The organism is Kangiella spongicola (assembly GCF_003194565.2).
GTDB lineage: Bacteria > Pseudomonadota > Gammaproteobacteria > Enterobacterales > Kangiellaceae > Kangiella > Kangiella spongicola.
The window spans coordinates 1-24,633 of the sequence record NZ_QICH01000003.1 but is presented as its reverse complement, the minus strand read 5'-3'; the positions used below and the strand labels follow the sequence as shown (position 1 = coordinate 24,633).

Annotated in this window: 17 protein-coding genes and 4 tRNA genes; 7 read left to right on the top strand and 14 right to left on the bottom strand. The window is 44.9% G+C overall.

What is annotated here, in order from left to right; translation table 11 throughout:
• The first annotated feature begins 65 nt into the window (after nucleotides 1-65).
• The gene (locus tag DL796_RS09000; protein WP_110201389.1) at nucleotides 66-917 is read left to right on the top strand and encodes a 6-pyruvoyl trahydropterin synthase family protein; all 852 of its coding nucleotides are present in this window, start codon (nucleotides 66-68) and stop codon (nucleotides 915-917) included.
• Here the strand turns inward: DL796_RS09000 and DL796_RS08995 are convergent.
• The 3 genes from DL796_RS08995 to DL796_RS08985 are packed head-to-tail and all read right to left on the bottom strand — an operon-like array spanning nucleotide 914 to nucleotide 7,177.
• On the bottom strand, nucleotides 914-4,495 hold the full coding sequence (locus DL796_RS08995) for an AsmA family protein (RefSeq protein WP_110201388.1): 3,582 nt from the start codon (nucleotides 4,493-4,495) through the stop codon (nucleotides 914-916). The genes DL796_RS09000 and DL796_RS08995 overlap by 4 nt on opposite strands.
• A gap of 10 nt (nucleotides 4,496-4,505) precedes the next feature.
• The gene (gene xthA / locus DL796_RS08990) at nucleotides 4,506-5,324 is read right to left on the bottom strand and encodes an exodeoxyribonuclease III (RefSeq protein ID WP_110201387.1); all 819 of its coding nucleotides are present in this window, start codon (nucleotides 5,322-5,324) and stop codon (nucleotides 4,506-4,508) included.
• Between the two features lie 17 nt (nucleotides 5,325-5,341).
• Nucleotides 5,342-7,177, bottom strand: coding sequence for a M61 family metallopeptidase (locus DL796_RS08985; protein WP_110201386.1), 1,836 nt, complete (start codon nucleotides 7,175-7,177; stop codon nucleotides 5,342-5,344).
• A 99-nt stretch (nucleotides 7,178-7,276) separates the two neighbouring features.
• Here DL796_RS08985 and DL796_RS08980 point away from each other — a divergent pair, with 99 nt between their 5' ends.
• The 4 genes from DL796_RS08980 (at nucleotide 7,277) to DL796_RS08965 (ending at nucleotide 11,252) form a co-directional block, all read left to right on the top strand.
• Entirely contained in the window at nucleotides 7,277-7,666 is a 390-nt protein-coding gene (locus tag DL796_RS08980; protein ID WP_110201385.1) for a hypothetical protein, read from the top strand.
• Between the two features lie 614 nt (nucleotides 7,667-8,280).
• Entirely contained in the window at nucleotides 8,281-9,006 is a 726-nt protein-coding gene (locus DL796_RS08975) for an RNA polymerase sigma factor (protein ID WP_170114242.1), read from the top strand.
• A gap of 40 nt (nucleotides 9,007-9,046) precedes the next feature.
• Nucleotides 9,047-9,691 carry a hypothetical protein gene (locus tag DL796_RS08970; protein WP_110201382.1) on the top strand — a complete coding sequence of 215 codons (645 nt, stop codon included), beginning with the start codon at nucleotides 9,047-9,049 and terminating at the stop codon, nucleotides 9,689-9,691.
• Between the two features lie 361 nt (nucleotides 9,692-10,052).
• The gene (locus DL796_RS08965) at nucleotides 10,053-11,252 is read left to right on the top strand and encodes an MFS transporter (protein ID WP_110201381.1); all 1,200 of its coding nucleotides are present in this window, start codon (nucleotides 10,053-10,055) and stop codon (nucleotides 11,250-11,252) included.
• Nucleotides 11,253-11,330: 78 nt separating this feature from the next.
• On the opposite strand, the gene DL796_RS08960 is transcribed toward DL796_RS08965, so the two are convergent.
• The 7 genes from DL796_RS08960 to uvrY all read right to left on the bottom strand — a co-directional run bounded on the left by DL796_RS08960 (nucleotide 11,331) and on the right by uvrY (nucleotide 16,849).
• Complete coding sequence (locus tag DL796_RS08960) at nucleotides 11,331-12,746, bottom strand: L-serine ammonia-lyase (RefSeq protein WP_110201380.1); 1,416 nt, start codon at nucleotides 12,744-12,746, stop codon at nucleotides 11,331-11,333.
• A gap of 501 nt (nucleotides 12,747-13,247) precedes the next feature.
• A tRNA-Leu gene (locus DL796_RS08955) sits at nucleotides 13,248-13,334 on the bottom strand.
• A gap of 26 nt (nucleotides 13,335-13,360) precedes the next feature.
• Nucleotides 13,361-13,434 (bottom strand) — tRNA-Cys (locus tag DL796_RS08950).
• Between the two features lie 59 nt (nucleotides 13,435-13,493).
• Nucleotides 13,494-13,569, bottom strand: a tRNA-Gly gene (locus tag DL796_RS08945).
• A 150-nt stretch (nucleotides 13,570-13,719) separates the two neighbouring features.
• Nucleotides 13,720-14,286 carry a CDP-diacylglycerol--glycerol-3-phosphate 3-phosphatidyltransferase gene (gene pgsA, locus DL796_RS08940; RefSeq protein ID WP_110201379.1) on the bottom strand — a complete coding sequence of 189 codons (567 nt, stop codon included), beginning with the start codon at nucleotides 14,284-14,286 and terminating at the stop codon, nucleotides 13,720-13,722.
• 73 nt (nucleotides 14,287-14,359) lie between these two features.
• On the bottom strand, nucleotides 14,360-16,195 hold the full coding sequence (uvrC, locus tag DL796_RS08935; protein ID WP_110201378.1) for an excinuclease ABC subunit UvrC: 1,836 nt from the start codon (nucleotides 16,193-16,195) through the stop codon (nucleotides 14,360-14,362).
• A 15-nt stretch (nucleotides 16,196-16,210) separates the two neighbouring features.
• Nucleotides 16,211-16,849, bottom strand: coding sequence for a UvrY/SirA/GacA family response regulator transcription factor (gene uvrY / locus DL796_RS08930; RefSeq protein ID WP_110201377.1), 639 nt, complete (start codon nucleotides 16,847-16,849; stop codon nucleotides 16,211-16,213).
• Between the two features lie 95 nt (nucleotides 16,850-16,944).
• Here uvrY and DL796_RS08925 point away from each other — a divergent pair, with 95 nt between their 5' ends.
• Entirely contained in the window at nucleotides 16,945-17,472 is a 528-nt protein-coding gene (locus tag DL796_RS08925; protein ID WP_110201376.1) for a hypothetical protein, read from the top strand.
• A 133-nt stretch (nucleotides 17,473-17,605) separates the two neighbouring features.
• Here DL796_RS08925 and DL796_RS08920 read toward each other — a convergent pair whose 3' ends face one another.
• Nucleotides 17,606-18,217: a transcriptional regulator gene (locus tag DL796_RS08920; protein WP_110201375.1), complete on the bottom strand. Its 612-nt coding sequence runs from the start codon at nucleotides 18,215-18,217 to the stop codon at nucleotides 17,606-17,608.
• Nucleotides 18,218-18,375: 158 nt separating this feature from the next.
• Between DL796_RS08920 and DL796_RS08915 the strand changes: the two genes are divergently transcribed.
• Nucleotides 18,376-18,543, top strand: a complete 168-nt coding sequence (locus DL796_RS08915; protein ID WP_170114241.1) for a hypothetical protein — start codon at nucleotides 18,376-18,378, stop codon at nucleotides 18,541-18,543.
• A 19-nt stretch (nucleotides 18,544-18,562) separates the two neighbouring features.
• Here DL796_RS08915 and DL796_RS08910 read toward each other — a convergent pair.
• From DL796_RS08910 to DL796_RS08900, 3 genes are all read right to left on the bottom strand, one after another.
• Nucleotides 18,563-18,653: transfer RNA gene (locus DL796_RS08910), tRNA-Ser, on the bottom strand.
• Nucleotides 18,654-18,755: 102 nt separating this feature from the next.
• A complete protein-coding gene (locus DL796_RS08905) occupies nucleotides 18,756-22,469 on the bottom strand; it encodes a TonB-dependent receptor (protein WP_110201374.1) in 3,714 nt (1,237 codons plus the stop codon).
• Nucleotides 22,462-24,633 (bottom strand): OmpA family protein (locus tag DL796_RS08900; RefSeq protein ID WP_146205084.1); only part of this gene is annotated, 2,172 nt, incomplete at its 5' end. The genes DL796_RS08905 and DL796_RS08900, both read right to left, overlap by 8 nt.

Here is a 24,633-nt window from a genome sequence, read left to right as displayed (position 1 = left end):
TGTTTGCAGTGATTATGCTATAATTCCTCGCAATATTAAACGTTAACCACCGTTCGGTTTTGGCTATGCCTGCACTCTTTGTTGACCAACTTACTGTAATTGACTTCGCTTTATTCGATATTCATCGTGGAATTGTCGGTGAAAGCTGGATTGTTGACCTTGTTTTAGAGGGTGAACTCGACGACCAGGGCATGGTATTTGACTTTGGTGATGTGAAAAAACGCATCAAGCAAGCCATAGATGCCACCGTTGACCATAAGCTAGTAGTACCTGCCAACAGCGACTACGTGGCCACAGAGCACAATGATAAAGGTCTAAAACTGACCTTAAAAGACACTTCAGGACATCGCTATCACCACCAATCACCAGAGCAAGCCGTGGTGCTGCTGGATGCAGAAGAAGTGACGATGGATGCGGTGATTAAAGTTCTTAACAAAGCCTGTTTAGAGGTCGTCCCAAACAACGTCGCCAAAGTCCATCTCACACTGAATACAGAAGCTATCGCAGGCCACTATTACCACTACGCCCACGGCTTAAAGAAACACCTTGGCGACTGCCAGCGAATTGCTCACGGCCACCGTTCACAAATACACATCTTTGAAAATGGTAAACGTAGCGAAGATCTAGAAGCTTTCTGGTGCCAAAAGTGGGAAGATATTTATATTGGTACTGAAGAAGATTTGGTTGAAACTGAAGTTGAAGACGCCACCGAATATTACCGCTTCGCCTATACCAGTGAGCAGGGTTACTTCTCGTTAGAGCTACCTAAAGCGCGTTGTCATTTGATGAAAAGTGACTCCACCGTCGAGTTAATCGCTAGCCACATCGTGAAGCAGCTAAAAGCAATAAAGCCAGACTCTGCGATTCGCGTAAAAGCCTTTGAAGGCGTCAACAAAGGCGCTATCGCTAACGGTTAGTCCACGTTATCGCCATCTTCAGCAGGTGGCTCAGTGCCCTCATTTGATTCGGTGCCGTTGTCGGCACCATCTACTGCCCCATCCTCTGGAGCATTTGGATCAAATGTGCGTCGCTTGTCTTCTGGAATAATTTCCGCACCTTTTTCCGGGTGAGGTACCACGCCTTCATAAACGGCCGAACAGGCACCACCTGTGATCAGTCCTACCCCTTGCTTAAAGAGACCAACGACAGAGCCGGTTACGGCATCGAAAGCCGCGGTGAAAGTTTCGATTTCTGGCGATGTAATGCTACCGTTAAGGGTTTGTCCATACTCACGGCATCCTTTCTTATTGATAATATCGAAGTCGAAATCTTTAAATTCTTGCTTGTCTAAAATCACTTCACCATTAAAGGCAAAACGATACTTATCAGTAGCAACTGCCACGTCTTTAGTGATTAAAAGCCCATCTTTGATGTCCATATCGATATTCAAGTTTGGAATCTTTGTATCACCTTTATCAGCGCCTAACTGACCTATAGTATCCTGTAAGCTGACTCCCTGCGACGCTAAGAGCCCAAGCGGGCCGGCCAATAAAAAACCACCAATATCAAGCAGTCCAAACTCTTGGCTGTCTAAAAAGCTTCTAATGACTTTATTAATATTCAGACGCTCAATCGTAACCAAGCTTTGGTTTCGCACAAAAATCTCACCACCCAAGCTACTTAGTAGGGTATCGCTGTCCAGCCCTTCGAAAGAGACTTCGACCTCTCCCTCTAGTTGCCCCGACATGGCAATACTCTCGTCATTAGCTGGCTCGATTAGCTTTTCCAGAGCGAGGCTATTAAACTCCGAAGTGTATGTGGACTGGTAAGGCTGCTTGCTTAAATCAATAACCCAGTTAGCACTAAACGGCGACTCATTAATAGTCATCCTAAGTGGTTGGATATTAATAATCTGCTTGTCTTGTACCGCTGTAATCGCTAAGTCACTGATGTCATTATGACGCTGCGCAATATTGTCAACTCTTAAAGCGATTAAAGTAAATGCATTTTCAAGCTGAGAGCCATACCACTGGTCAATGGTTTGGTGGTTTTTAGCGAGCATGATTTCTGTGGCACCAAGGTACAGATTTTTTACAGTGATAGGGGTCGACTCTTCGACCGATGCTGCACTCAATTCTTTTCCGCCCTCTTGCACCAACTCAGCATTAATTCCACGTAACTTTAAGTCACCGATTTTAATGGTGCGCAACGCAAAATCATTGCTAGGTTTAGGCTTGCTTGGGCTGCTCTCTTTACTGCTGTCCTCTTCGCCAGCTTTATTATCAGGGGAATTTTTAAATACCAGATCCGCAGACTGGGTTCTTAAATAATCTAATAATAAATCTTTATCTCGCAGAGCACCTTTAAGTTCCAAGCCATCGATAGTGCCCTCAGGAATCTTGAGACTCGACATATTGAGTGCAACCTGGTTAGTACTTTGGGACAAATAATCCAGAGGCTGGCTCACCAAAGCAGCATCTCTAATCAAGGGATATCTATCTAATGCAAGGTTGCCGTTAGTAACCTGATACTCAATATCATTATTCTTATATTTTAAATTGAGGTTTCTGAGATTAACCCCTTTTAACTGCACATACTCTAATGGTAACTGCTCACTGGTATTTGATGGTGCATCTTCACTAGAGTCTGAAACATTTATTGAAAGGTCTGCGCCCCCTAGTTCTAATTTAGTAACGTTTAGCTGGTTACCCTCGAATTCAGCATTAAGACCAGCTTTAGTAAGCGAGCCTTGTGGAACAGTGACTGACTCAATGGTTACATTCGCAACAGTTTTTGTGTTCCAATTGTTTGGTTGAGCAACTACCCAACTATCTTCACCGTAAATTGGTATTTGGGTTGCTTCAAAATTAAGCCCCTTTGTCTCATAGGAGTCTCCATCGACTTCTACGACTGCCGCACCACTTTTAACCACAAGCTTATCCAAAACGATTTCGGACAAAGGCAGCCCTGGTTTCATAGAAGATTCTTTCGGTAGCTCCTGCTCAACTGGAGCTTGCTCCCCATCACCCAAGCTATCTATTTGATAGGTTATGTTGGGGTCTACAAAGGTTAAATCTTTAATCACCAGATTAGAATCGCTTAAGCTGAGTTCTGTGCTAATTTTTTTGATGTCACCTAAGTCCCCAGCGTAAGAAGCGCTATTTAGGGAAACCGTTGCAGCTTTAGCGCCACTACTAAGCTTATCGATTACAAAGATAGGCTGATGCTCAACGACTAATGGGATCTGGTTCAGTCCAAGCTCTATACCGCTGATATTATGCTGTTTCTTATCGCTCGTGAGTTTCAAGGTACCTTGTGAAATGGTTGCTTTCTGCAAAGTGGCACTTTTAAAAGGTAGATACCAATTATTACTTTCAGCTGGCTTAGCAGTAGCTTTTCCTTTCGACTCCTCATCGCCAGCATCTAAGTTCAACTTAAACGTTGGTTGCATAAGATTAAAATCTGGAATCGTAAAGTTTCCTTGTTTCAGTTCTCCTTCTAGGCTCAATGTAGCGAAATCTAAAAAGTCAGACTTCATGGCCTCGGACTTTAACTTTAAACGACTGTCTTGCGCGTTATAAAAAGCCGTCCAATCCAGCCACAAGGCTTTTTTGTCTTGAACCAGAAGTAACTCAGTAAATACAGCTTCAATCCCTTTAATCGATAACTCTTCTTTGTCCTGTATATTCAAGTCGGTCTCACCCAGATCGATGCGCTTTATAACAATATCGTTAAAAGGAAGCTCTAGGGTTTTCTCAGACTCACTGGCACCTGCAACTTTTTCTGATGCCACAACAGCAGGCGTAGCTTTTGCTGGCGCTTTAGCTTGAGTATTCGGCGGTTGCAATAAATCGATAGTGATTAAAGACTTACCAGAAGTAATATCGTCGATGATTAATCGCTGCTCATCGATATGGGCATTAAGCGTTAAATTATTAAGTTGGGTTTTATCCGATTGAAGCGTTTCAAGCTCTGCCTCGAGTGTGGTTTTACTGGCTTTGACTAATCGGTCTAAATCGTCAAATAACAAAAACCCATCTTCTGCGACAGGGATATTTCTCACCTTGACGCTAGCGCCTTTGGCCAGTAAAGAAACATCACCGCGATACTCAAAACTTAGGTTATTAACATCAATCGCGGCAACATCGATAAAATCAAAAGGTAAGGAAGTGTCTTCGCTATCTTGATTAGATTGCTTAAGGTTTAACTCAAAAGGATAGCGCACTTTGGCATTATTGAGCTGCAACAATTCCACGGTCAGTTTGCTCGACCATAAGCGACTATAGTCTAGCTCGCCCTTAAGGCTATCGAACTGGATAAAAGGATCATCTTTAGGGCCGATAATGCTTGAGCTGATGTTCACTGTACCACTTAGTAGCGAAACATCTAACTCACCAATGACCGCCTCAACCCCAAGGTTTTCTTTGAGATAGTCTTGAAGATAAGATTCAGAGTTTAAGAAATAGACAAGCGTGGAAACAGCTAAAAACAATACAACCAACAGCCCTAACAGGCCCCACAGAATCCTTTTTAACCACTTCCAACTTCTTGTCATAAATACCTGTCTACTTGTCTAAATCGAATTCCGTCCACACTGGCGCGTGATCCGAAGGGCGCTCCATGCCACGAATTTCATAATCAATATCCGAAGCAATCGCTCGCTGGTTTAACCAATTACAGGCAAACACTGAATCGATGCGAAGACCACGCTTTGGATCGCGCTCAAATCCACGACTACGATAATCAAACCAGCTAAACTTATCGTCAGTATCTGGATTAATCGTACGATAAGTATCATAAAGCCCCACGCTTAGCATACGTTGAACCCATTCACGCTCTTCCGGTAAAAAGCTACATTTTCCCTCTCTTAACCAGCGTTTACGGTTTGGCTCGCCAATACCAATATCGATGTCCAGTTGAGAAACGTTAATATCACCCAGGACAATCGTTCTTGTGGTCTCCAGATCTATTTTTTCTAAATAATCCTGCAAGTCTTGGTAGAACTTTTCTTTATAAGGGAACTTAGTTGGATGTTCACGATTTTCACCTTGTGGGAAATACCCATTTAAAACTTTAATGGTTTCATCGCCATACTCAAAGGTAGTGATGATCATGCGGCGCTGAGCATCTTCTGGATCATTAGGAAACCCTTTCTCCACCTCAATCGGCTTTTGCTTACTGAATGTAGCAACGCCGTAATGAGCTTTCCCACCATGAATTTCCATGTGGTAGCCTAAGTGCTCATAAAGATCGAACGGAAACATATCGTCATGAACTTTGGTTTCCTGAATACAAATAATGTCAGGATCATGCTTTTCTACCAAAGCCTCAATCTGATGAGCTCGTGTACGAATACTGTTAATGTTAAATGTCACTATCTTCATGGTTTAATTTATCCGAATTATTGTAAGTTTAACCAGCGTTCAAATTTATCCTGGTATTGGTCAAAGTTTGCCTTGTAACTAATATAAGCGGTATCACTTTCGGCTTCTTCTAATGTCACCTCAAATGTCATCAGCTCATCACGACGGAATCCTACAAGTATAACTTTATCGCCTACTGAACTCTGCTGAATCTGACGGTCAAAGTTTGAGGCATTAATCTTCAAGCCATTCAACGCAATAAGGTGATCATCCGCGGAAATTCCAGCTTTGCCAGCAGCGGAATCAGCGTAAACATTTTTCACTAAGACGCCTGTCGCCTTAGATGTAAACTCAACACCGAGGTCAGATAGCTGCTTGTCCTTTGGTAGCTTGTCTTTAAAGCCACCACGGTCGCTTCTATCGGTTCTCGGTAGGCACTTTAATTCAAGCCCCAGAGCAGCTAGCAACTGCTCCGTCGGCAACTCTTGCGTTGTGTAAAGTGCGGTTTCGAAAAACTGTTTTAACTCTTCATGTGCATTCTCTGGCGTTTCTTCCATCACCAACTTTTGAATGGTATCGTTTTCAACACCTTTCTCAACTTTGCCAAACTCAAGCCATAAACGTTGCATGATATCTTTTAACGACTTATTCCAGTCAGTAACCTGTCTTATCAATAAGTCCAAGCAAAGCGCAACTTCAGCGCCTTTGGTGTAATAACTGACTACCGCATTAGGCGCATTCTCGTCTTGCTTGTAAAACTTAGTCCAAGCATCAAAACTCGAGTCCGTTACCGTCTGAATGAAACGCCCTTTGGAGCGTCGAACCGCAGTAATCGTTTTCGCCAGTCGGGTTAAATATTCTTCTTTACTGATACAGCCAGTTTGCGCAAGCGCCAAATTATCATAATAAGACGTAATGCCTTCAAAAGCCCACAGCAACTCAGTATGGCTTTCTTTTTGCGTGTCGTAAGGCAAAAATTCAGCTGGCTTAATGCGCTTGACGTTCCAGGTATGGAAATACTCGTGAGAGCAAAGGTCCAAGAACGTTTGATAGTTGTCTTTAACCTTATCCTCGCCTTGCAACAAGCTATCACTTTCCAGTGGCAAATCCTCACGGCTACAATGCAGCGCCGTTGAGTTGCGATGCTCTAGCCCGCCAAAACCGTTGCCTAGAACATAGGTCATAAAGAGATAACGGTCCATTGGAGCTGGCTCACCAAAAAACTGTATGTGATGCTCACAAATCTTCTTTAGATCACTCGCTAAGCGTTTCTCATCGACCTCGTGACGACCAGTTAATGCCATGTGATGCGGCACACCACAAGCGTCAAAGCTAATTAATCTAAAGTCCGACATTTCCACAGGGCAGTCGATAAGCTCATCATAATTAAGCGCCTGATAGCGGCCAAAGGCAAACTCAGCCGTGCCTTCAATCGGCTTAAGGCCTGTAGCTACACGCCACTGTAGATAATCATCACCATCAGGACGACTGATATCAACGGTATAAGTTTCATCCTCGCGCCCTGCTACAGCTAGAAAAACACAGGTTCCATTAAAGAAACCATGAGTTTGATCGAGGTGGGCGCCACGAACTGACAAATCCCAGGCATAAACCTGATAGGTCACCACGACCTCGGACTCCGACTGCGGCAGCTTCCAACGCGACTTGTCAACTCGCTGGACTTTTAGCTGACCAGAATTATTCTCGGCGCGAAGCCACTGGATGTGCTTGGAGAAGTCACGGATCATGTAACTGCCGGGGATCCAGTTCGGCATATACAACTCTTGCCCTTCTGACTCCACCACGCCTAAGTGCAGTTTCACTTCGAATAGATGAGCCTGAGGGTTTACTGGATGGATCTCATAATGAATCATAAACTAGACTTTTGCCTGATCACGTTGTAGATTTCGTTTCATCAATTATAGAGGTTTAAAACCTTATTTACAGGGCATTCTGCAAAAGACTGTTAAGCTATGGATAAATTTGAACTGGCGGATATGAATCTGTCACAACTTACCGCCCAACAGCGGTTAAAAATCACCCAAGGCATGGTGCAAGAAGTAGTGCTCGCGCTAAATCTTGGTAACTATTCGCTTATTTGGCGCTATTTAAGCGATAAGTTTAGCGAAAGTTTTAATCAAGAGGCTTTTCAAGCCTTACATCAAGAACTGACAGCTGAATACTCGAAACTAACCACCTTCGAGCTTGTAGACTCGACTCTAATCACTGACAAGCCCGATGCGCCCCAGTTAGTGGAAACCTGGAAACTATCGACGCAAGAAAATAACGAATTAAAGCTCACGCTGACCTTAAGCCCCAAAAAAGAGTTTTTAGTCATTGAAGACCTATCAATCAATGCTTAATTGATTATTTTTCGAGCGAGGACTATGCTAAACAAATAAGTAAGCCATAGATGAAGGTAAAGATAGGCGCTTACTTATCTGAACCAAACTAGCAAAGACACCTGCCAGTGAAGCAACTTTAAATGGAAGACAGTAAGTAGAAGACAGTCATTGAAAATGAGTCAATTATGTGCAGCACTGCCAACAGAAGCCTTATTTGGCTATTAACCGTAACCGCGATTTTAGCGATACCTCTCATCGCGATGCAATTTACTCAAGAAGTGAATTGGGGAATTACTGATTGTATTGTCGCAGCAGCACTTTTAGCAGGCGGCGCTTTATTTTATGAGCTCATAATTCGACGTTATATGCGCACATCAACCAGCAAACTAAAGCCAATACTATTCTCTCTAGGACTAATATCCCTAATACTTATAGTTTGGCTAGAACTTGCGGTTGGAATATTGGGAACGCCTTTCGCTGGTTCCTAATACCTCTGGTGACAAAGCCTAGCCTCACACTTAACACAAATCAGTTTCTACTTTCTAACTCCACCAAACCCCAAAAAAAAATAGTTGTCACTTTTCGCCGCTAGCCTTGGTCTAATCCAGTACATGAGCAGAAAGGTGAACAAAATGCCACAATTACACCAAGAGTCCGACTTATTAGCCGATCATATTTCTGATCACGTGTTAGTAGCGCGGGCAAGTTCCGGCGACGCCATCGCTTTCGAAACAATCGTGAGGCGTCATAACCAAGCACTTTTTCGTGCTGCCCACAGTATTGTTGCTGACTTCGCTATCGCACAGGACACACTCCAAGAAGCATATATCAAAGCTTTCACTCACCTTGATTCGTTCCAACAGAAATCAAGCCTCAAAACATGGCTTACGCGGATTGTGATTAATACCGCACTGAATGTTAAGAAATCTCGTGAAGGCGTGAAAACAACCAGTCACGACACAGTTGTCGATTTAAACCAATATAGCGAGGTGAACATGTCATTGAAAAATGATAACGGTGTGCAACAAAAACCCGATCAACTCGCTGAGCAAGAGCAAATAAAACAGCTACTTCAAGATGAAATTTACCAACTCTCCGATAAATACCGAACCGTTTTTATCCTACGAGAAGTCGAGCAATATTCTGTGGCTGAAACCGCCGAAAGCTTAAATATTAGCCAAGACAGCGTCAAGACACGCACCCTTCGCGCTAAATCGATGCTACGAGACAAACTCTCAAGAAAACTCGAACCTTTCATGCAAGAGCTGTTCCAGTTTGCAGGAAAAAATTGCGATCTTATTACACAAAAAGTTTTAACAGAACTGCACCAAAGCGGCTACTTAAACTCACCGAAATAACACTAACTTGCTCCATTCGTGATACTAGAGAGGAAAAATCATGAAATCACTTAAATTATTAGTAACCTTAAGCTTGGCTTCGCTTGCTGCTTATCCGGCTTTGGCCCATGAGACTAAAAGCGACGACACCAATTCCACTGCACCGCATCAGCACCAACAAACTATGAACATGTTTGGTGGACCAACTTACCATGGCGAGCCTGCGCTTGCCGTTACAGCGGCATTGATTGAAGCTGGCGGTGGCGCTGAACACTTTAGCTTTGCCAAGGCGTTGGTTCACATGCTTGGAGAAGAAACTGTAAACCAAGAAGTGGCCAAGCTGACTAAGCAGTACAGCAAAGAAGAAGTGAATACCTTCTTAGTCGGAATGGATGCCGCAGTAAATTACGCCATAAAACATGTCACCAAGATGGGCATTGAGCTTCCTGAGGCGGCTGATCTTAATGGTCAGGAACTAGCAGCGACCCTAGTCAAAGCAGGCACCACCCCTGACGGTACATTTTGGAGTGGGTATCTATTCGACAAGGCGCTGTCTAATAAAATTCATAACCTCGTGATGATAGACATCAACGCAAACGAAGGTTATCAAGCCGATAAGATCTCGCACAAAATACTTAATCAAGCTATGTACGATGTTGCCCAAGCGCTAGGGATGAAGGAAGTGAAGCTAGCCGATCTTCACTAACCCTCATTAAAGTTAACTAAACTAAAAAACGAGTCTACTCAGGTCAAACTCCCCTAACGATGCTACTCCTAAGCGACCTGAGGTTTTGACTCCACCTAGCGCTGGCTTTAATGCCACAAGAACGCGAAGGCTACTCGACTGATGATGATTTTTCTTACTTCTTCTAATGAATCATCTATGGGTAGCCCTTTGCGACCTTATCCTGCAAATATAAAGCATGGTTTAAGAGTAGCGTCGAATCCCCTATACTAGCTAAAACCACATTTTTTGCGAACACAAGAAGCCTGTTTATTGAAGACTGAGTTATCGAATACTGAGTTAAAGGCCTAACTTTCGTGTCCGCTCTGTAGCGCGTGAATTCATGACAACAAAACTCAAGCCCCAGCATAGCGCTGTACCATCTGGAAGAGTCTTTTTATTCGTTTGCATTATACTGATCGCAATGAACTTGCGAGCGCCCTTCACGGCTATGGCACCATTGCTGGAAATGATTGAAAAAAACTTGGGGCTTGATACTGCTGCTGCCGGCGTGATTATGGCAATTCCCTTGTTTGCCTTTATGATTTTTTCGCCCTTTGTGCCACAGCTAGCGCGACGCTTTGGCCTTGAACTTAGCCTGCTCTATACCATTATACTGATAGCGCTCGGCATTATTATTCGCTCTTATGGAAACGTCCCATTGCTGTATATGGGCACCGCCATTGTCGGAATAGGCATCGCTGCCGGCAACGTCATACTACCGAGCTTAATTAAGTTAAAATTCCCCCATAAAATTCCGTTAATCACTTCTAGCTACGTCCTCATGATGGGCGTAACAGCCGCTATATATTCGCCACTAGTCATCCCCCTGGCACAGTTCGATAACTTAGGATGGCGCTTTGCCTCAGGCGTATTTATTATAATTCCTATCATTGCTATTTTGCTGTGGGCACCACAGGTTCGTCATCGCTCCCGCGAAAAGGCACAAAAGTCCATTCAGCATGGCCTTTCTCCAATATGGCGCTTTAGACTCGCATGGCAAGTGACTCTATTTTTTGGCTGTAATTCGTTACTGTTTTACGCCATGATCAGCTGGCTACCCGCCATTTTCAACCAAATCGGACTGAGCCCAGAAAAAAGTGCGACGCTACACGGCGTTTTACAGCTCGCCTCGGCCATACCCGGTCTAATTCTTGTGCCAATTATTAACCGCACTAAAGACCAACGTGGTATAGCCATTCTAGTGACTTCACTTAATTTTATAGGGTTACTAGGACTGATATTGCTCCCTAGTGGCGCTACCTTCTGGACAATCATCATCGGCCTCGGCTCTGGTGGCGGTTTCATTCTAGCGCTGTCTTTTATCGGCCTTAGAACCCAAAGCAGCGACAAAGCCACCTCACTCTCAAGCATGTCACAAACCTTAGGCTACCTAACCGCAGGCATTGGAACATTAGCTTTAGGATCACTGGCTGACTTTTACGACAACTGGCAACCGGTGTTAATCGTTTGTATGGGTTTATGCGTTACCCAAGGAACTTTAGGGATTTTTGCAGGAAGATCGGTACAAATTAAAGAGTAAAATGAGTATGACTAGAGGAAAGAAGCCAGAGGAGCGACTCAATAGTTACCCCTCCGACTCATTATTGAGTGAGCAAACTTAACACTCGGCAATGTTCACCGCGATGGCTAGACCACCTTCTGACGTTTCTTTGAATCGGTTATTCATATTCTGTGCGGTTTCCCACATAGTTTGAATCACCTCGTCAAGCGTAACCCTTGCGTTAGCCGGATCGCTTTCGATAGCAATGTTCGCAGCTGTAATCGCTTTAATCGCCCCCATAGAATTACGCTCAATACAAGGGATTTGCACCAAGCCCGCAACAGGATCACATGTTAGCCCTAGGTGATGCTCCATCGCAATTTCAGCAGCCATCAGCACCTGCCCTGGTGAGCCGCCCATAATCTCTGTTAAGCCCGCAGCAGCCATTGCAGAAGACACGCCAGTTTCCGCTTGGCAACCGCCCATAGCGGCTGAAATCGTGGCATTCTTTTTAAACAGCGTGCCAATCTCACCCGCCACCAATAAGAAGCGGATAACGTTTTCATCGCCAGTGAACTCAGAGAAAGTCTGTGAATACATCAACACTGACGGAATAATGCCACTGGCACCATTAGTTGGTGCTGTAATAATACGTCCGAAGCTGGCGTTTTCTTCGTTGACCGCTAGTGCAAAACATGAGATCCACTTGTTAATATTGACGAAGTTTTCTTCACAATCGTAAACCGCTTTGTACCAATCTTCTTGGCTTGCAAAGGTTTGGTCGCCTAACAGCTTCTTACTCAAGCCAGCAGCACGACGCGCGACTCGTAAGCCGCCGGGCAAAACACCTTCTTGGCTGACGCCTTTATAAATACACTCTTTAATATTTTCCCAAATCATCAAAGCGTGCGCTCTTGTTTCTTCTTTGGTACGCCAAGCTTCTTCATTGATATAAATTAAATCAGAGAACGAAACGCCTAATTCTTCGCAGTAGCGCAGTACGTCTTCGCCTTTATGGCAAGGATACTTTGTATGGGTCGCTACTTCATCAACCGAAGTCTTTTCCTGCGTGGTAACGAAACCACCACCAATCGAATAATAATCCTGCTCAAGCTCGGTTCCATCGTTAAACACAGCTTTGAAGATCATACCGTTCGGGTGAAAGTCTAAACTCTCTTCCATGTTTAGCACTAAGTGATGACCATAAACAAAAGGCACATCGACTTCACCGCCAAGCTTTAAAGTTTCTGAGGACTTTATCGCCTCGATTTTCGGCATAATCTGAGTTGTGTCTATTGTTTCAAAATCTTCCCCAGAAAGCCCCAACATGCCTGCGATATCAGTACCGTGACCAATCCCCGTTTTCGATAACGAACCGAAAAATTCAACAAAAACCTCGCTGACATCCGCCAAGTTGCGCTCTTTACGAATAAGGTCGAGGAACATTTCACCAGCTTTCCAAGGACCCATGGTATGTGAGCTCGATGGCCCAATACCCACTTTTATGATTTCAAAAACACTGATCGATTCCATTACCAACTCTTAACAATAATTATTAAATGTGCGTCAATATCCGCACCAAAATAAACCACCCTTTTTGACATTTATTCAAGGCTGGAATTTAGGCGCATATTCTCGGGGATATTGAGTTATTTGTCTAACCTATTAGCCACCACCCCAGCTTAACGGGCATATTTTGGGGCAAATAAGATGTATAGAAACTGTAACCCTGATCTTACGGGTTACACAGGTAATAGTGAACCAAACTAGCAAAGGTCTGACCAGGTCAGGTTTTCAAATTAGTAGCCTCTTAAATTTTGATAAACTCAAGTAGATATAAACTAAATGTGCTTAACTTTCACGAGCCTGATAATTGAATAAATATGCTCTATTACTAGGGTTCAAAAAATACTTATCGAGGTAGCGTGCATGAAACAGCAGTGTGGGTTAATACGCTATAGCCAGAAACGAAAAAAGCCTTGCGGAAGCAAGGCTTTTGGATTCTTTATAAATTTTCTATAACAAGATAAAGAATGGTGCCCAGGGCCGGAATCGAACCGGCACGGTGTCGCCACCGAGGGATTTTAAGTCCCTTGCGTCTACCAATTTCGCCACCTGGGCAGATGACTTGTATCAGAGTCCAATTATGGAGGCTGAGGCCGGAGTCGAACCGACGTCCACGGATTTGCAATCCGCTGTATAGCCACTCTACCACTCAGCCAAAACCGACTACTCTGATAAAAAAACCTCGGACTGTTTAGCACGAGGTTTTTTAGAATTTGGAGCGGGAAACGAGATTCGAACTCGCGACCCCAACCTTGGCAAGGTTGTGCTCTACCAGCTGAGCTATTCCCGCGTCGTTTTGATGGCGTGCATTTTACTGTGAATTTGATTTGTGTCAACAAGAAAAATCACTTTTTTTGCACTTTTCTTACGATTGATTAAGGCTTGAACAAAGTGTCGTTTTTTCGACCAAAATCAAGGTGCTATCCGTAAGAGACGCTTATTATGCGTCATTCTTCTCACTTGTCAAGTATGGCCATGCAGCTATTAAATAAACCACCATTGACCAGAGCGTCAATAAGGCAGCAATCCACATGAAGACGTAACCAAATACCTTTGGTAGTCCAAAAATTTGCGGTGAGGCTATCAGTAATAAGAAAATTGCTAATAATTGGCACATGGTTTTGATCTTGCCGATGCTGGAAACGCCAACCACGGCACGATTACCCAGCTCCGCCATCCATTCTCTAAGTGCTGAAACTGTAATTTCGCGCCCAATAATAATCATGCCAGGAATCGCGAGCCAAGGCGAACCTTCGCGTGCAATCAATAAAATCAAGGTGATAGCGACCATGAGCTTATCCGCGACAGGATCAAGGAATGCTCCGAATGGTGATTCGATGTTCATTCTACGTGCTAAGAAGCCGTCTAGCCAATCTGTCCAAGCAGCAGTACAGAAGATGGCGAGCGTTATCCATCGCGCGGCAACGCCATCAATAAAGAAGAAGATGACGAATAGAGGAATTAATATAATTCTAAAAGAAGTAATGATGTTGGGTATGTTCCACATACAGTTCCCAGATTTGTTGTCTTGTAGCACTTTTTGTGTGATTTATTGTACATCAAGAAATCACAAAATGTTGCTAACTATGTAAATAATCGTAGATTTTTTGAGCCAGAGATAAACTAACCCCCGGCGCTTTAGCGATATCCTTGGCGCTCGCCTTCTCAATCTCCTGCCAGCCTCCAAAATGCCTCAGAAGCGACTGTCGACGCTTTGCGCCAACTCCCGGTATCTCTTCAAGCAAAGACTTAGTACCCGACTTAGTACGGCGGTGGCGATGCTTGGTTATTGCAAAACGATGCGACTCATCGCGAATATGCTGAATAAAGTGTAACGCTTTAGAATCTTCGTCCAACAATAGCGGTCGATGCTGGCCGGGGAACCAAATCTGCTCCATTCCTACCTTACGATCTGAGCCTTTTGATACGCCGATAAGCGGAACATTGGTAATATCCAGCTGATTAAAAACATCTTCAGCCTTAGCCAGTTGTCCTTTACCACCATCAACAATAACAAGGTCGGGCAAGGCTTTTTCATCAGTTTTAAGGCGTTTGTAGCGCCTCGTCAAAACCTGCTCCATAGCTGCATAATCATCACCAGGCTCAATCCCTGAAATATTAAAAATACGATAATCCGACTTTTTCGGGCCATTTTCATCGAACACTACGCAAGAACCAACGGTCTGGTTGCCCTGAGTATGGCTAATATCAAAGCATTCAACGTGTTTCGGCATCGACTCTAGTTGCAATGACTTTTGCAGCTCTAACAGTCGCTTGGTAAAGTTCGATTTACTGTTCAGGCGGGCGCGTAGCGAATGCTGGGCGTTTTTATTAGCGAATTCTTGCCATTCCTTAGTTTGCCCTCGGCTAGCCACTTTTAGAGCCACTTTGGACTGCTTATGCTCCGAGAGCGCTTCGGCAATAGTTTTATAATCTTCGGGCAGCTTTTCAAGAAACACCTGCTTCGGAACTTCCGCGCCCGATAAATAATAAAAGGTCAAAAAGGAATTGATGATTTCATCGAGATCACTGTGTTTCGGCACTTTTGGATAATAAGTCTTATTGCCGACTATCATGCCGTTTCGAATAAACACTAGCAGGATACAGCAAGTTCCCGAGGCATAAGCCACGCCAACGACGTCCAAGTCCGACGCTGTACCGCTGATAACCTGTTGCTGCATGACATGGCGCATCTGCTTAATTTGATCGCGATAGCGTGCTGCTAATTCAAACTCTAGACTCTCGCTGGCCTTGTCCATCTTCTTCTGTAGCCGCGCAATCACCTTGTCGCTTTTGCCACGATAAAACAGCCGAATGTTGTCCACATCTTTTTGATAGTCTTCTTTAGAAATATAGTCTACGCAAGGCGCTGTGCAACGTTTAATCTGATACTGCAAACAAGGACGCGAACGGTTAGCAAAGTAACTGTCTTCGCACTGGCGCACCTGAAACACTTTCTGCATCAGAGAAAGGCTTTGGCGCACTGCCGATGTACTCGGAAAAGGCCCGAAGTACTCGCCCTTCTCTTTTTTTGCACCACGATGGTATGCCAACCGAGGAAAGTCGCCACCCGACAAAAACACAAACGGATAGGATTTATCATCGCGGAAAATCACGTTAAAGCGTGGTTTATACTTTTTGATGAGGTTGTTTTCGAGCAACAGCGCTTCGGTTTCAGTGTCCGTAACCGTGGTATGAATATCCTCGATATAGGTCACTAACAGCTCAGTCTTCGGTGACTGATGCTTCTTAACGAAGTAGCTTTTTACACGATTATTAAGGTTTTTCGCCTTGCCGACATACAGAGTCTCACCATCTTTATCCAGCATCTGGTAAACACCAGGCTTACTGCTAAGGTGAGCGAGGATTTTTTTAATTTGAGGTTTAATGCTGCTGTCGGCGTCTGGCTCAGACATAAATACTGCGGCGGCCTATAGTGACTCAATCACTTTATAACGTAGCGCCAAATGAGTCAGCCCCACGTCATTCTCAACACCTAGTTTTTCAAACAGGCGATAGCGGTAACTGTTGACCGTTTTTGGGCTTAAATGCAGTGAATCTGAAATCGTTTGAACCTTCTCTCCACGAGTAATCATCAGCATGATCTGCATCTCGCGCTCAGAAAGCTTAGAAAAAGGATTGTCGTCGTGCTTCGAGAACTGGCTGATTGCCATCTGCTGCGCGACTTCGGCTGCTAAATAAAGCTTACCACGATTTACTGAATGGATGGCCTTCACCATCTCTTCGATATCTGTGCCTTTGGTCAGATACCCCATAGCACCGGCGTTGATAAACTGGCTCGGATAAGGCTCATCGCCATGAACCGTTAGCGCGATGACCTTCAAATCGGGATCAAAACGCAACATTCTACGAGTCGCTTCAAGACCACCAATTCCCGGCATATTAGCATCCATTAAAACGACGTGCGGTTGTTCTTTTTTCTGGTGCGCGATAGCCTCTTCACCAGACTTTGCCTCGCCGATCACCTCAATTCCTTCTGCATCTGACAAAAGCCGACTTAATCCAGTACGGACCAAATCATGGTCATCAACTAGCAAAACTTTTATCACAAACCCCCCCTAACAGATCTTTAAATTAGCGGTTCAATTATTATGAAATTAGGTTAAGATAGCAAGCAAGAACCTAACAAGTTTAAGAAGATAGTATGATAAATAAACGTATTTTAGCGCTCGGCGCACTTTTAACTTTAAGTTTCGGATTAAACGCAGCCTCAAGTATCGAAGACTGCTCCGCTATCTCCGACAACGAAAAGCGCCTTCAGTGCTACGACAACTTCCTACAAAAGAAAAACAACACCCAAACTGAACCAACTAAACCAACAGTTGAAGAAACGGTTAAGCCAACCAAGCCAGTAGAAGCGCAAGAACCACAGCCAGAGCCTCAAGCACCAAAAGCAAAACCGGCTGACAGCTTTGGTCAGGAGCAAATAAAGTCCTCAACCAAGAAAGAAATCACCGAAATACAATCCCGCGCCATCGGCAAATTCAAAATGTGGGAAAAAGGGTTAGAAGTAAGGCTCGAAAACGGACAAGTCTGGGAGATCACCGACCACCGTAGCGCCTACCACATGGTAGAAAATCCAAAAATCAGCATAGAGAAAGGTATCTTTGATAGTTATTTACTTGGAATCGAAGGCCTCAACAAACGCTTCAGAGTTAAGCGCATAAAATAGTTTATATTTTCAAAGCCCTACAATAAAGCCCGCACTCAAAGCGGGCTTTTTTATTTGTAACTTAATCATTTCAACGCTCTAATGCAGGCAAACTCTCCACTAAAACTGACAGCTCTCTTAATTGACAACTCTCTTAACTAACAATAGCCTCAAAAGACTCTTTCCCCATAATCCAAATTTTAGGTTGCTCAATAACCTTAGAAATGAAATTTTGTTTACTCTCTAAACGCTGAGTAAACTCCTCATCACTTAAAATCGTAGGGTTTATAGTCCTTGCCAACCGCTCCTCTGCATCAATAAACAGCTCCATCACCTGGCTATAACCTAAATCCACACCAACCAATAAAACATCAATATCGCTCGAAGCATGATCGCTCCCCTTCGCCACGGAGCCATAAGTAAAGGCAAACTCTAACTCATCGATGATAGGTGTAATAGACTCGGATAAAACATTCGCCAAACCAAACGTCTTCATCGCAATAGAACGTAGCTCAGCATAAACTGGCGACTTATGATTGGCCGAATAATAATTTTGATTGCCCTGCTTTTGCATTACAACCAATCCACTAGACACCAACTTATTCAACTCGCGCTGGATCGCACCAGTCCCCATCCCCGCTTTACGCACGATTTCATTTAGATAAAAACTAGACTCGCCCTGCGCAAAAAGAATGCCTAAAACGCACTGCTGCGCTTTAGTAAACAAAGCATCGGAAATACTAAAAGCTTCAGTTTCTTTACTCATAAACCACCACAATACGCAATATAGGTACGGCAATACCCTTTTGGGGTATTAAGTGCAACCTTATGGAAACCACTGCTTCACTATAAAGATTAGCCGACTTTACCTTCTGTTCAATGCACTCCTATCTAGACGGCATCGTAAATACGAGACAAAGACCTATGATTACGATAAGCGCGAAGCACAACGTGGTGATCTCTGTTGAAGATAGTAAAAGACAGATTGTACCCAAGAGCATTCCCTACGGTCACCAAGGGTTACCTAAACGCTTCGGTCGCAATGGCGGTAGTTTTAGGCAAATTACAGGCATAAAAAAAGACGTCGTTTGACGTCTTCTTTTATTGAAAATGGCGGAGAGGGTGGGATTTGAACCCACGAAGGGCTACAAACCCTTGCCGGTTTTCAAGACCGGTGCATTCAGCCGCTCTGCCACCTCTCCTGATTTGCGCGAAATAATACCGTAACAATCGGTTAGATGGAAGCCCTTTTTTCAGAAAAGTATAACTTTTTTAGGCTTCTACCTATCTTTTGTACAGTTTGTTTAATATTTACCCACAAAGTTGATAAACCAGCCTTCATAGTTGAAGTCTAGGTTGGCTAGGTTGTCACTAAACTCTGTGAAATTATAGCCGGCTCCAATTTTGAAGTTATCGCTGATGTGGTAATCGGCGCCGATTAACCAACCTTCGCGCTGGTCGTCACTTTCTTCAAGTTCTAACCAACGATACTCTAACAAGGCGTCCCATTCGCTGATGATATGGTAGCGAGTTTGGGCGGCGTATAGGTTTGCGGTGCTTTTAAACCATGCGCCTGAGCCTCGGTTTTCACGAACTTGGCCACGACGGTGCGCGACTTTGGCAGCGAGCTTCCAGCGTGGGTTGAAGTTATAAGTTCCTTCGAACGAGTAGATGTCCGACTTTTGATCGGCGCCTGTCGTAATCTGCGACAAGGTTCTTAGATCATAAAGGTAAGTATATTTACCGAGCATTGCCCAACGGTTGTTATCCACCGGACGGTATGCGAAACCTAAGTTACCTTCAACAAACTTTGCGTTTTGTGCAGGGTCGATGAGGTCTTCTGTGTCGGCGTAGTTGATTCGTGCTGCTAGGCGCCAATCGTCGGTTAGACGATAGGTTAGACGGTTTGTGGTGAGCCATTGTTCGCGCTCTTCCGCCCCGCTATCTTCACGATATTCAATTTTCGACGTCCAGTCGGCATCTTTCGAACGATAACTACCGCTTACGGTCGCAGCCTGGCGATCGACTGGGCCAGACATGGCGTCGAGGTTACCGTCTTGTAGGTTGAAGCCAATAGTCCAGCCTTGCGATGGGTAGTAATCCATACCAAAAGTATGCACTAGGCCCGACTCTTGTGGCGCTTTGAAGTGTTGGCTTTCGTTATAAATCGTCACTTGATTCGATAGACGAAGCTTTTGACCAAGCACGATGCCGTCGTTGATTCTGTTGCCGAACACATTGTCCGTGGTGTCGGTCGAATAAGTATAACGACCATAGACTTTGTGTTCGTTATTAATCTGGTAGTCCGCGGTTAGGCTTGCGGCATCGCCACGGTGTCCGCTGGTGTATTCGGCGCCGATCGATGAGCGATTGCCAAACAAATAGCGCGTACCAAGAGTTACGAGGTCGTTATTGTCGTAGTCGCCACCATCATTTTCTAGCGTGAACTGACCTACACCATAAACATCCCATGTTTCACCGATGCGGTGATTATATTGCACCGCGCCAAGAGTGGCTGAAGTTTTGTTGCCGGCTAACGTTTCTTCGAGCTGGCGAACTTCTGCGGTGATATCAATCTTTGGTGTTATCTGGTAGTTGACGCCTACTTGTGCTTGTTTCAGACGGTTATCGTTACCACGCTGATAATCACTGGCACGAGTGGTAATCGATACGTCGTCATTCACATAACCGTTAACTTCGGCGCCAGTTTCGGTAGTTTCTTCGTTTAGAGTGCGTCGCGCTACCGAGAAGCCTGCGTCTGTTTCACGGTGCCAAGCGCCTGCTTTCCACTCGTGTTCACTCCAGCCAAGCTCTTTAAAGTTGGCTCGCGCTTCTACCGAATAAGCTCCGCCCTCTTTACCAGTGACTTCATCATTTGGATCCGGCACGATTTCGTCAAAGGTGAAACCACCGTTGTCAGAGAAGAAGGTGGCAGCTTGGTTCGCTTCGGAATCCGCTGACTCAACTTTTAAATAAGTACCACGACCAGCTTGTAGCGTTACGTCCACGCCAGCCAGCTGATAATCATCACCAGAGCGGTTTTCGTCGACGAAAGTACCGCCAACGGCGACGTGTTCGCCGAGCCAAACTTTAGCGCGACCACCGACTGTGCGGTTGTCGGCTTCGAAACCTGATGGGCGGTATTCATAATCGACGAGTAAAACGTTATCAAAACCATCGAGTGGCTGATCACGAATAATAGTGTCGAGGTTACGACGCGAAATTTGCGACAGTGGCGTCGTTAGAATAATACGCCCTTGAAGCTCGTCGATTTCATAATCAGCACCACGCTTTAAATCGACACGAGTTTCGACGCGCCCGGTAGTGTTATCACGAACTTCTAAGGTGATTTTGTCCGAGCCAGGCAAGATGTCAGTATGCTTTAAGTAATACAAGCTACCGCCAGTTCCTAAGAACTCGACATGGCCAAGCGCTGTTTGTGCTTCTGAGGCGAAGGCTTTGACTTGAGTTTTCGCTTCGCCAAGCTCAGTCGTTTCAATCGAGCGCCAGTTAATCGCGGCGCCATAAAGCGAGCGAGAGTATTGTGCGAATTCGTTACCCGTGATGCCGGTATTGTAGTTACCCCACAAGGCTTGGCTCTTGTCCCAATCGACGCGAACGTAGAATCGACCTTGTGTATCAACATCGCGATAGGTGGTCGAGTCGTCGCCATAAACTGGGTAGTAACGATCCGGATCTAAGCGGCGGAATATATCCTGAGGATCTTTGTCTAAGAAGCCACTGAACATTTTATCAAGCTCGCGCTCCTGGGTATCCGCTTGCGCTGTGATAAGGTATTTACCTTTGACCTTGCCTTTCAGGTAAAACGCTAAGCGCCCTTCTAGCAAGAAGTCATCTTGGAACTGATCAGCTTGGTCAACCGCTTGAATACTGTCCGAAACATTATTCTCGGAAGCGGTAAGGTCAGCTAACGCCACCATGAACATGTGCTCACCGGTAACGTTGACCGTCATTTCATTAGCAATGACTTCCTCTTCTTTGCCAATCACGACATTAAATTTGTGTTGGCCTACTGGTAATAAATACTCAGCAACAAAGCGACGCTGTAAATCTACCGGAATAACATCGCCATTAATGGTTAACGGTTGATTTTCTGGAATATCCTGACCAAATATACGCACACGCGAACCATAGATTGGGATGTTCTGCTGGCGCAGATTGTTCTGACCAAAGGTTTCGCTTTCTATTAGTTCATTGGCTAGTTGTTGATCCGAAATTTCTTCGTCAGACTGCCCTTGGCGAACCAAGTCGGCGAATTGGGCAATGTTCTTTTCTTTTTCTTCAGGAGTGACTAAAAGAAGGCTTTTAGCAACCGTTTCGTCGCGGCGCCCTTCTTTGTCATAAGCTCGAAGTACGTAAATCAGTCGGTCGCCTTCGACTAATGGACGATCTAATGTTAGGTCACCTTCCCATGAATAACGGCCATTATTGGTAACTTCTAGAGATTGTGTCGCCAGTGGCGTCACTAAGTCCGTATCGTTTGCATCATAAAAGCTAAGCTCTAAGCGATCGATAAAAGCAGCGTAGTTTGAGTAGTAGCTAAAGTTTACTGGCTCAACAACTTTGCCATCTTTAAAAGCTACTACAGAAGCTCCATTAATGCCCAAAGATGGGGGTGTTAAAGCAGGATCTTCCGTTGCCCACATGATGCCGCCGTTAGGTAATTGCACCAGCAAATTACCAGATACATCAGCACGTTTCATGTCAGGCTGGAAACCTGCCTCGTCTTGGGTATAGATACCACGGTAGCCAACGTCTACGCGGCGATCTTTTTGCATCTGCTTAGGGTCTGTTTCAGTAGCCGTGGATTCACCTAGGCTTTTTACTCTGAAAACCAACCCATCTTCAGATACGCATTCAGACTGATCACACTGATACCCTTCTTTCGCTTTTTCTTGTTCAGCACTAAAAGCTTCTGGCGCAACACTGAATAGGATTGCACTTAGTCCAAAACTAAACATCGGGTGCGTTAGATTTTTAAGTGTTAGCTTATTCATGGCTCGCACCTCCAGTTGAAGCTTTATGCTGTCCTTGTTCGACCTCAATTTTTACGTTTTTAATCAACTCTTTTCCTAAATACTTCTTCAGTGCATTGAAAACTGCATCGGCACGTTTTAAGCCTAAGCGATAGTTATAGCCTGAACTACCACGGATATCGGCATGACCCGACACCCAAATTGCGCCGCCACCTTTTTGCTCAAGGTATTTAGCCACAGACTCAATAATCGGCTCATATTGCTCTAGCACTGTATGTTTGTCGGTTTCAAAAAGTACCTGTCCAATTTGGATTTTCTCGCCCAGAGTGATGATATCGCGACCCGGCTGTAACTCAGCCGCTTCAGCTTTAATCGTCACTTTCAGGTGCTTGCTAACTTCAGGCTCAATCATCGTCACAAGCGCATCACGCAAGACTGTCGCACGGTCGAAGGCGATTGGTAAGCCACCGCCATAGCCTTTAATGGTTAAGGTTGCGCCTTTCGACTGATTGATCTTAGCAGCGATGTCTTCTATCACTGGACGATATTTCTCTTTGATCTCAACGCTATTATCATCAAACAGAACCGTGCCCATCTCAATCTCAAGAGATTTCGATTTATCGAACAGCGGCTCTTTTGGTTCAGGCAATTTCACACCGAAGTCAAAGTTCGTCGGCATACCTTGCGTTAGGCGCTGTACTCTTGGGTTCTCTGTAGTGAACTCGCTACCCGCTGGAAGCGTTGCTGGGTCCACTTTCATGATGAAGTTCTTACCGCGGCTGAAGTTATCAACATCAAGCGCGTTCAAGTGGAATCGTCCATAAGCGTCAGTTTCAGTAATTAAACCTTCAACCGTTGCGATACGCACCCCCGGAATTCCGCGCTCGTAGATACCGTAGTTGGTAACCACATAATCCACACGGTAGTTGTCGCCTACTCGTGAAATATGACGCTCAATACGGATGTCCTGTGCTGATAGTCCATCGGCCACTTCGCCATCGTGCTCAACACGAGTGTTACCTTCGGCATCCATGACAACCTTAGTACCTTCATCAGTAGTAAGCTCAAAGTTATTCGTGAAGCGAAGCTCTTTCATCAACTGAGAAATCACAACTTTATGATTTTCTGGCGAATCCATAACCGAATTTCTACCACGAAGCGAACCTAACTCAATGCCGTGATTGATTGGCGCACTCGCATCAGCCTCTGGCTGCGGTCCGTTACCACGATCTACCGTGGTAGAGTTGGCGACATAAGCGCTTTCATCAATACCACCGCTAACGCTGATACCCGTCGCTGTCGCATCATCCTGCCAGCCATCGCCATCGCGGTCGTTAAAGACTTTACCTAAAATCGTAGCTTGCTCGAAGTCTGGATCAGCAGTCATGTAAACAGACACAGTCGCTGTATTACTCGCCTTCTCGCCAAGGTAATAAGCTGTGACGCTGTTAATATGCTCGCTACCTACTGCCGAAGGTCCAACACGCATCATGTACTTGATTGTCGCTGTCTCGCCCTCTGCTACGTCTACACCCTCAAACTGTAATGGTTTGTATGGTGTGATTAGGTTATTGCCAGCATTACTATCATCGATGCTGCCGCTATTATCAACATAGCTGAAGCCTAATGGCGGAGTATCAATAACTTGAACATCCGTCACATCCACTGTTCCTACGTTCTCGACTGTTACGGTATATGTCACGAAGTCGCCTAGCTGGACTTGATCCGTGCTTACCGATTTAACAAGACGTAATTGAGGCTTCTCAGCAGACTCAATTACCAGCTCATCAGTTGTTGCATCGTTCGCAGTATTGCCAGCATCATCGCTAACAGTCGCTGTGACGTCATAAGTACCTTCTGTTAAAGTATCCACATCTGGAATCGTTAGAGTCCAAGTGCCGTCACCATTATCAACCAAGTTACCGTCACCTTCGGTGTAGGTAATGCCGTTGACCGTCACGCTTAAGTCATCCGCGCTGTCTGCCGTACCCGTAATCACTGGCGTGTCATCGTTCGTCACTTGCGCGTCCACCGTTGGCGGCGTGATTTGAGTATCAACCACCAGCTCGTCTGTGGTTGTGTCAGAGGCGGTGTTAGTACCGTCCGTTACTGTCGCTACCACATCGTAAGTGCCATCAGGGATTTCATTGCCCGCTGGGATGGTTAAGGTCCAAGTGCCGTCACC

Excerpts from the sequence above, each read along its gene's own strand:
- DL796_RS08960 (WP_110201380.1), bottom strand. The coding sequence starts at position 12,746 with ATGGAATCGATCAGTGTTTTTGAAATCATAAAAGTGGGTATTGGGCCA.
- xthA (WP_110201387.1), bottom strand. The coding sequence starts at position 5,324 with ATGAAGATAGTGACATTTAACATTAACAGTATTCGTACACGAGCTCAT.
- DL796_RS08985 (WP_110201386.1), bottom strand. The coding sequence starts at position 7,177 with ATGATTCATTATGAGATCCATCCAGTAAACCCTCAGGCTCATCTATTC.
- DL796_RS08920 (WP_110201375.1), bottom strand. The coding sequence starts at position 18,217 with ATGAGTAAAGAAACTGAAGCTTTTAGTATTTCCGATGCTTTGTTTACT.
- pgsA (WP_110201379.1), bottom strand. The coding sequence starts at position 14,286 with ATGTGGAACATACCCAACATCATTACTTCTTTTAGAATTATATTAATT.
- DL796_RS09000 (WP_110201389.1), top strand. The coding sequence starts at position 66 with ATGCCTGCACTCTTTGTTGACCAACTTACTGTAATTGACTTCGCTTTA.
- DL796_RS08925 (WP_110201376.1), top strand. The coding sequence starts at position 16,945 with ATGATAAATAAACGTATTTTAGCGCTCGGCGCACTTTTAACTTTAAGT.
- DL796_RS08975 (WP_170114242.1), top strand. The coding sequence starts at position 8,281 with ATGCCACAATTACACCAAGAGTCCGACTTATTAGCCGATCATATTTCT.
- DL796_RS08965 (WP_110201381.1), top strand. The coding sequence starts at position 10,053 with ATGACAACAAAACTCAAGCCCCAGCATAGCGCTGTACCATCTGGAAGA.
- DL796_RS08970 (WP_110201382.1), top strand. The coding sequence starts at position 9,047 with ATGAAATCACTTAAATTATTAGTAACCTTAAGCTTGGCTTCGCTTGCT.
- DL796_RS08915 (WP_170114241.1), top strand. The coding sequence starts at position 18,376 with ATGATTACGATAAGCGCGAAGCACAACGTGGTGATCTCTGTTGAAGAT.
- DL796_RS08995 (WP_110201388.1), bottom strand. The coding sequence starts at position 4,495 with ATGACAAGAAGTTGGAAGTGGTTAAAAAGGATTCTGTGGGGCCTGTTA.
- DL796_RS08980 (WP_110201385.1), top strand. The coding sequence starts at position 7,277 with ATGGATAAATTTGAACTGGCGGATATGAATCTGTCACAACTTACCGCC.
- DL796_RS08905 (WP_110201374.1), bottom strand. The coding sequence starts at position 22,469 with ATGAATAAGCTAACACTTAAAAATCTAACGCACCCGATGTTTAGTTTT.
- uvrC (WP_110201378.1), bottom strand. The coding sequence starts at position 16,195 with ATGTCTGAGCCAGACGCCGACAGCAGCATTAAACCTCAAATTAAAAAA.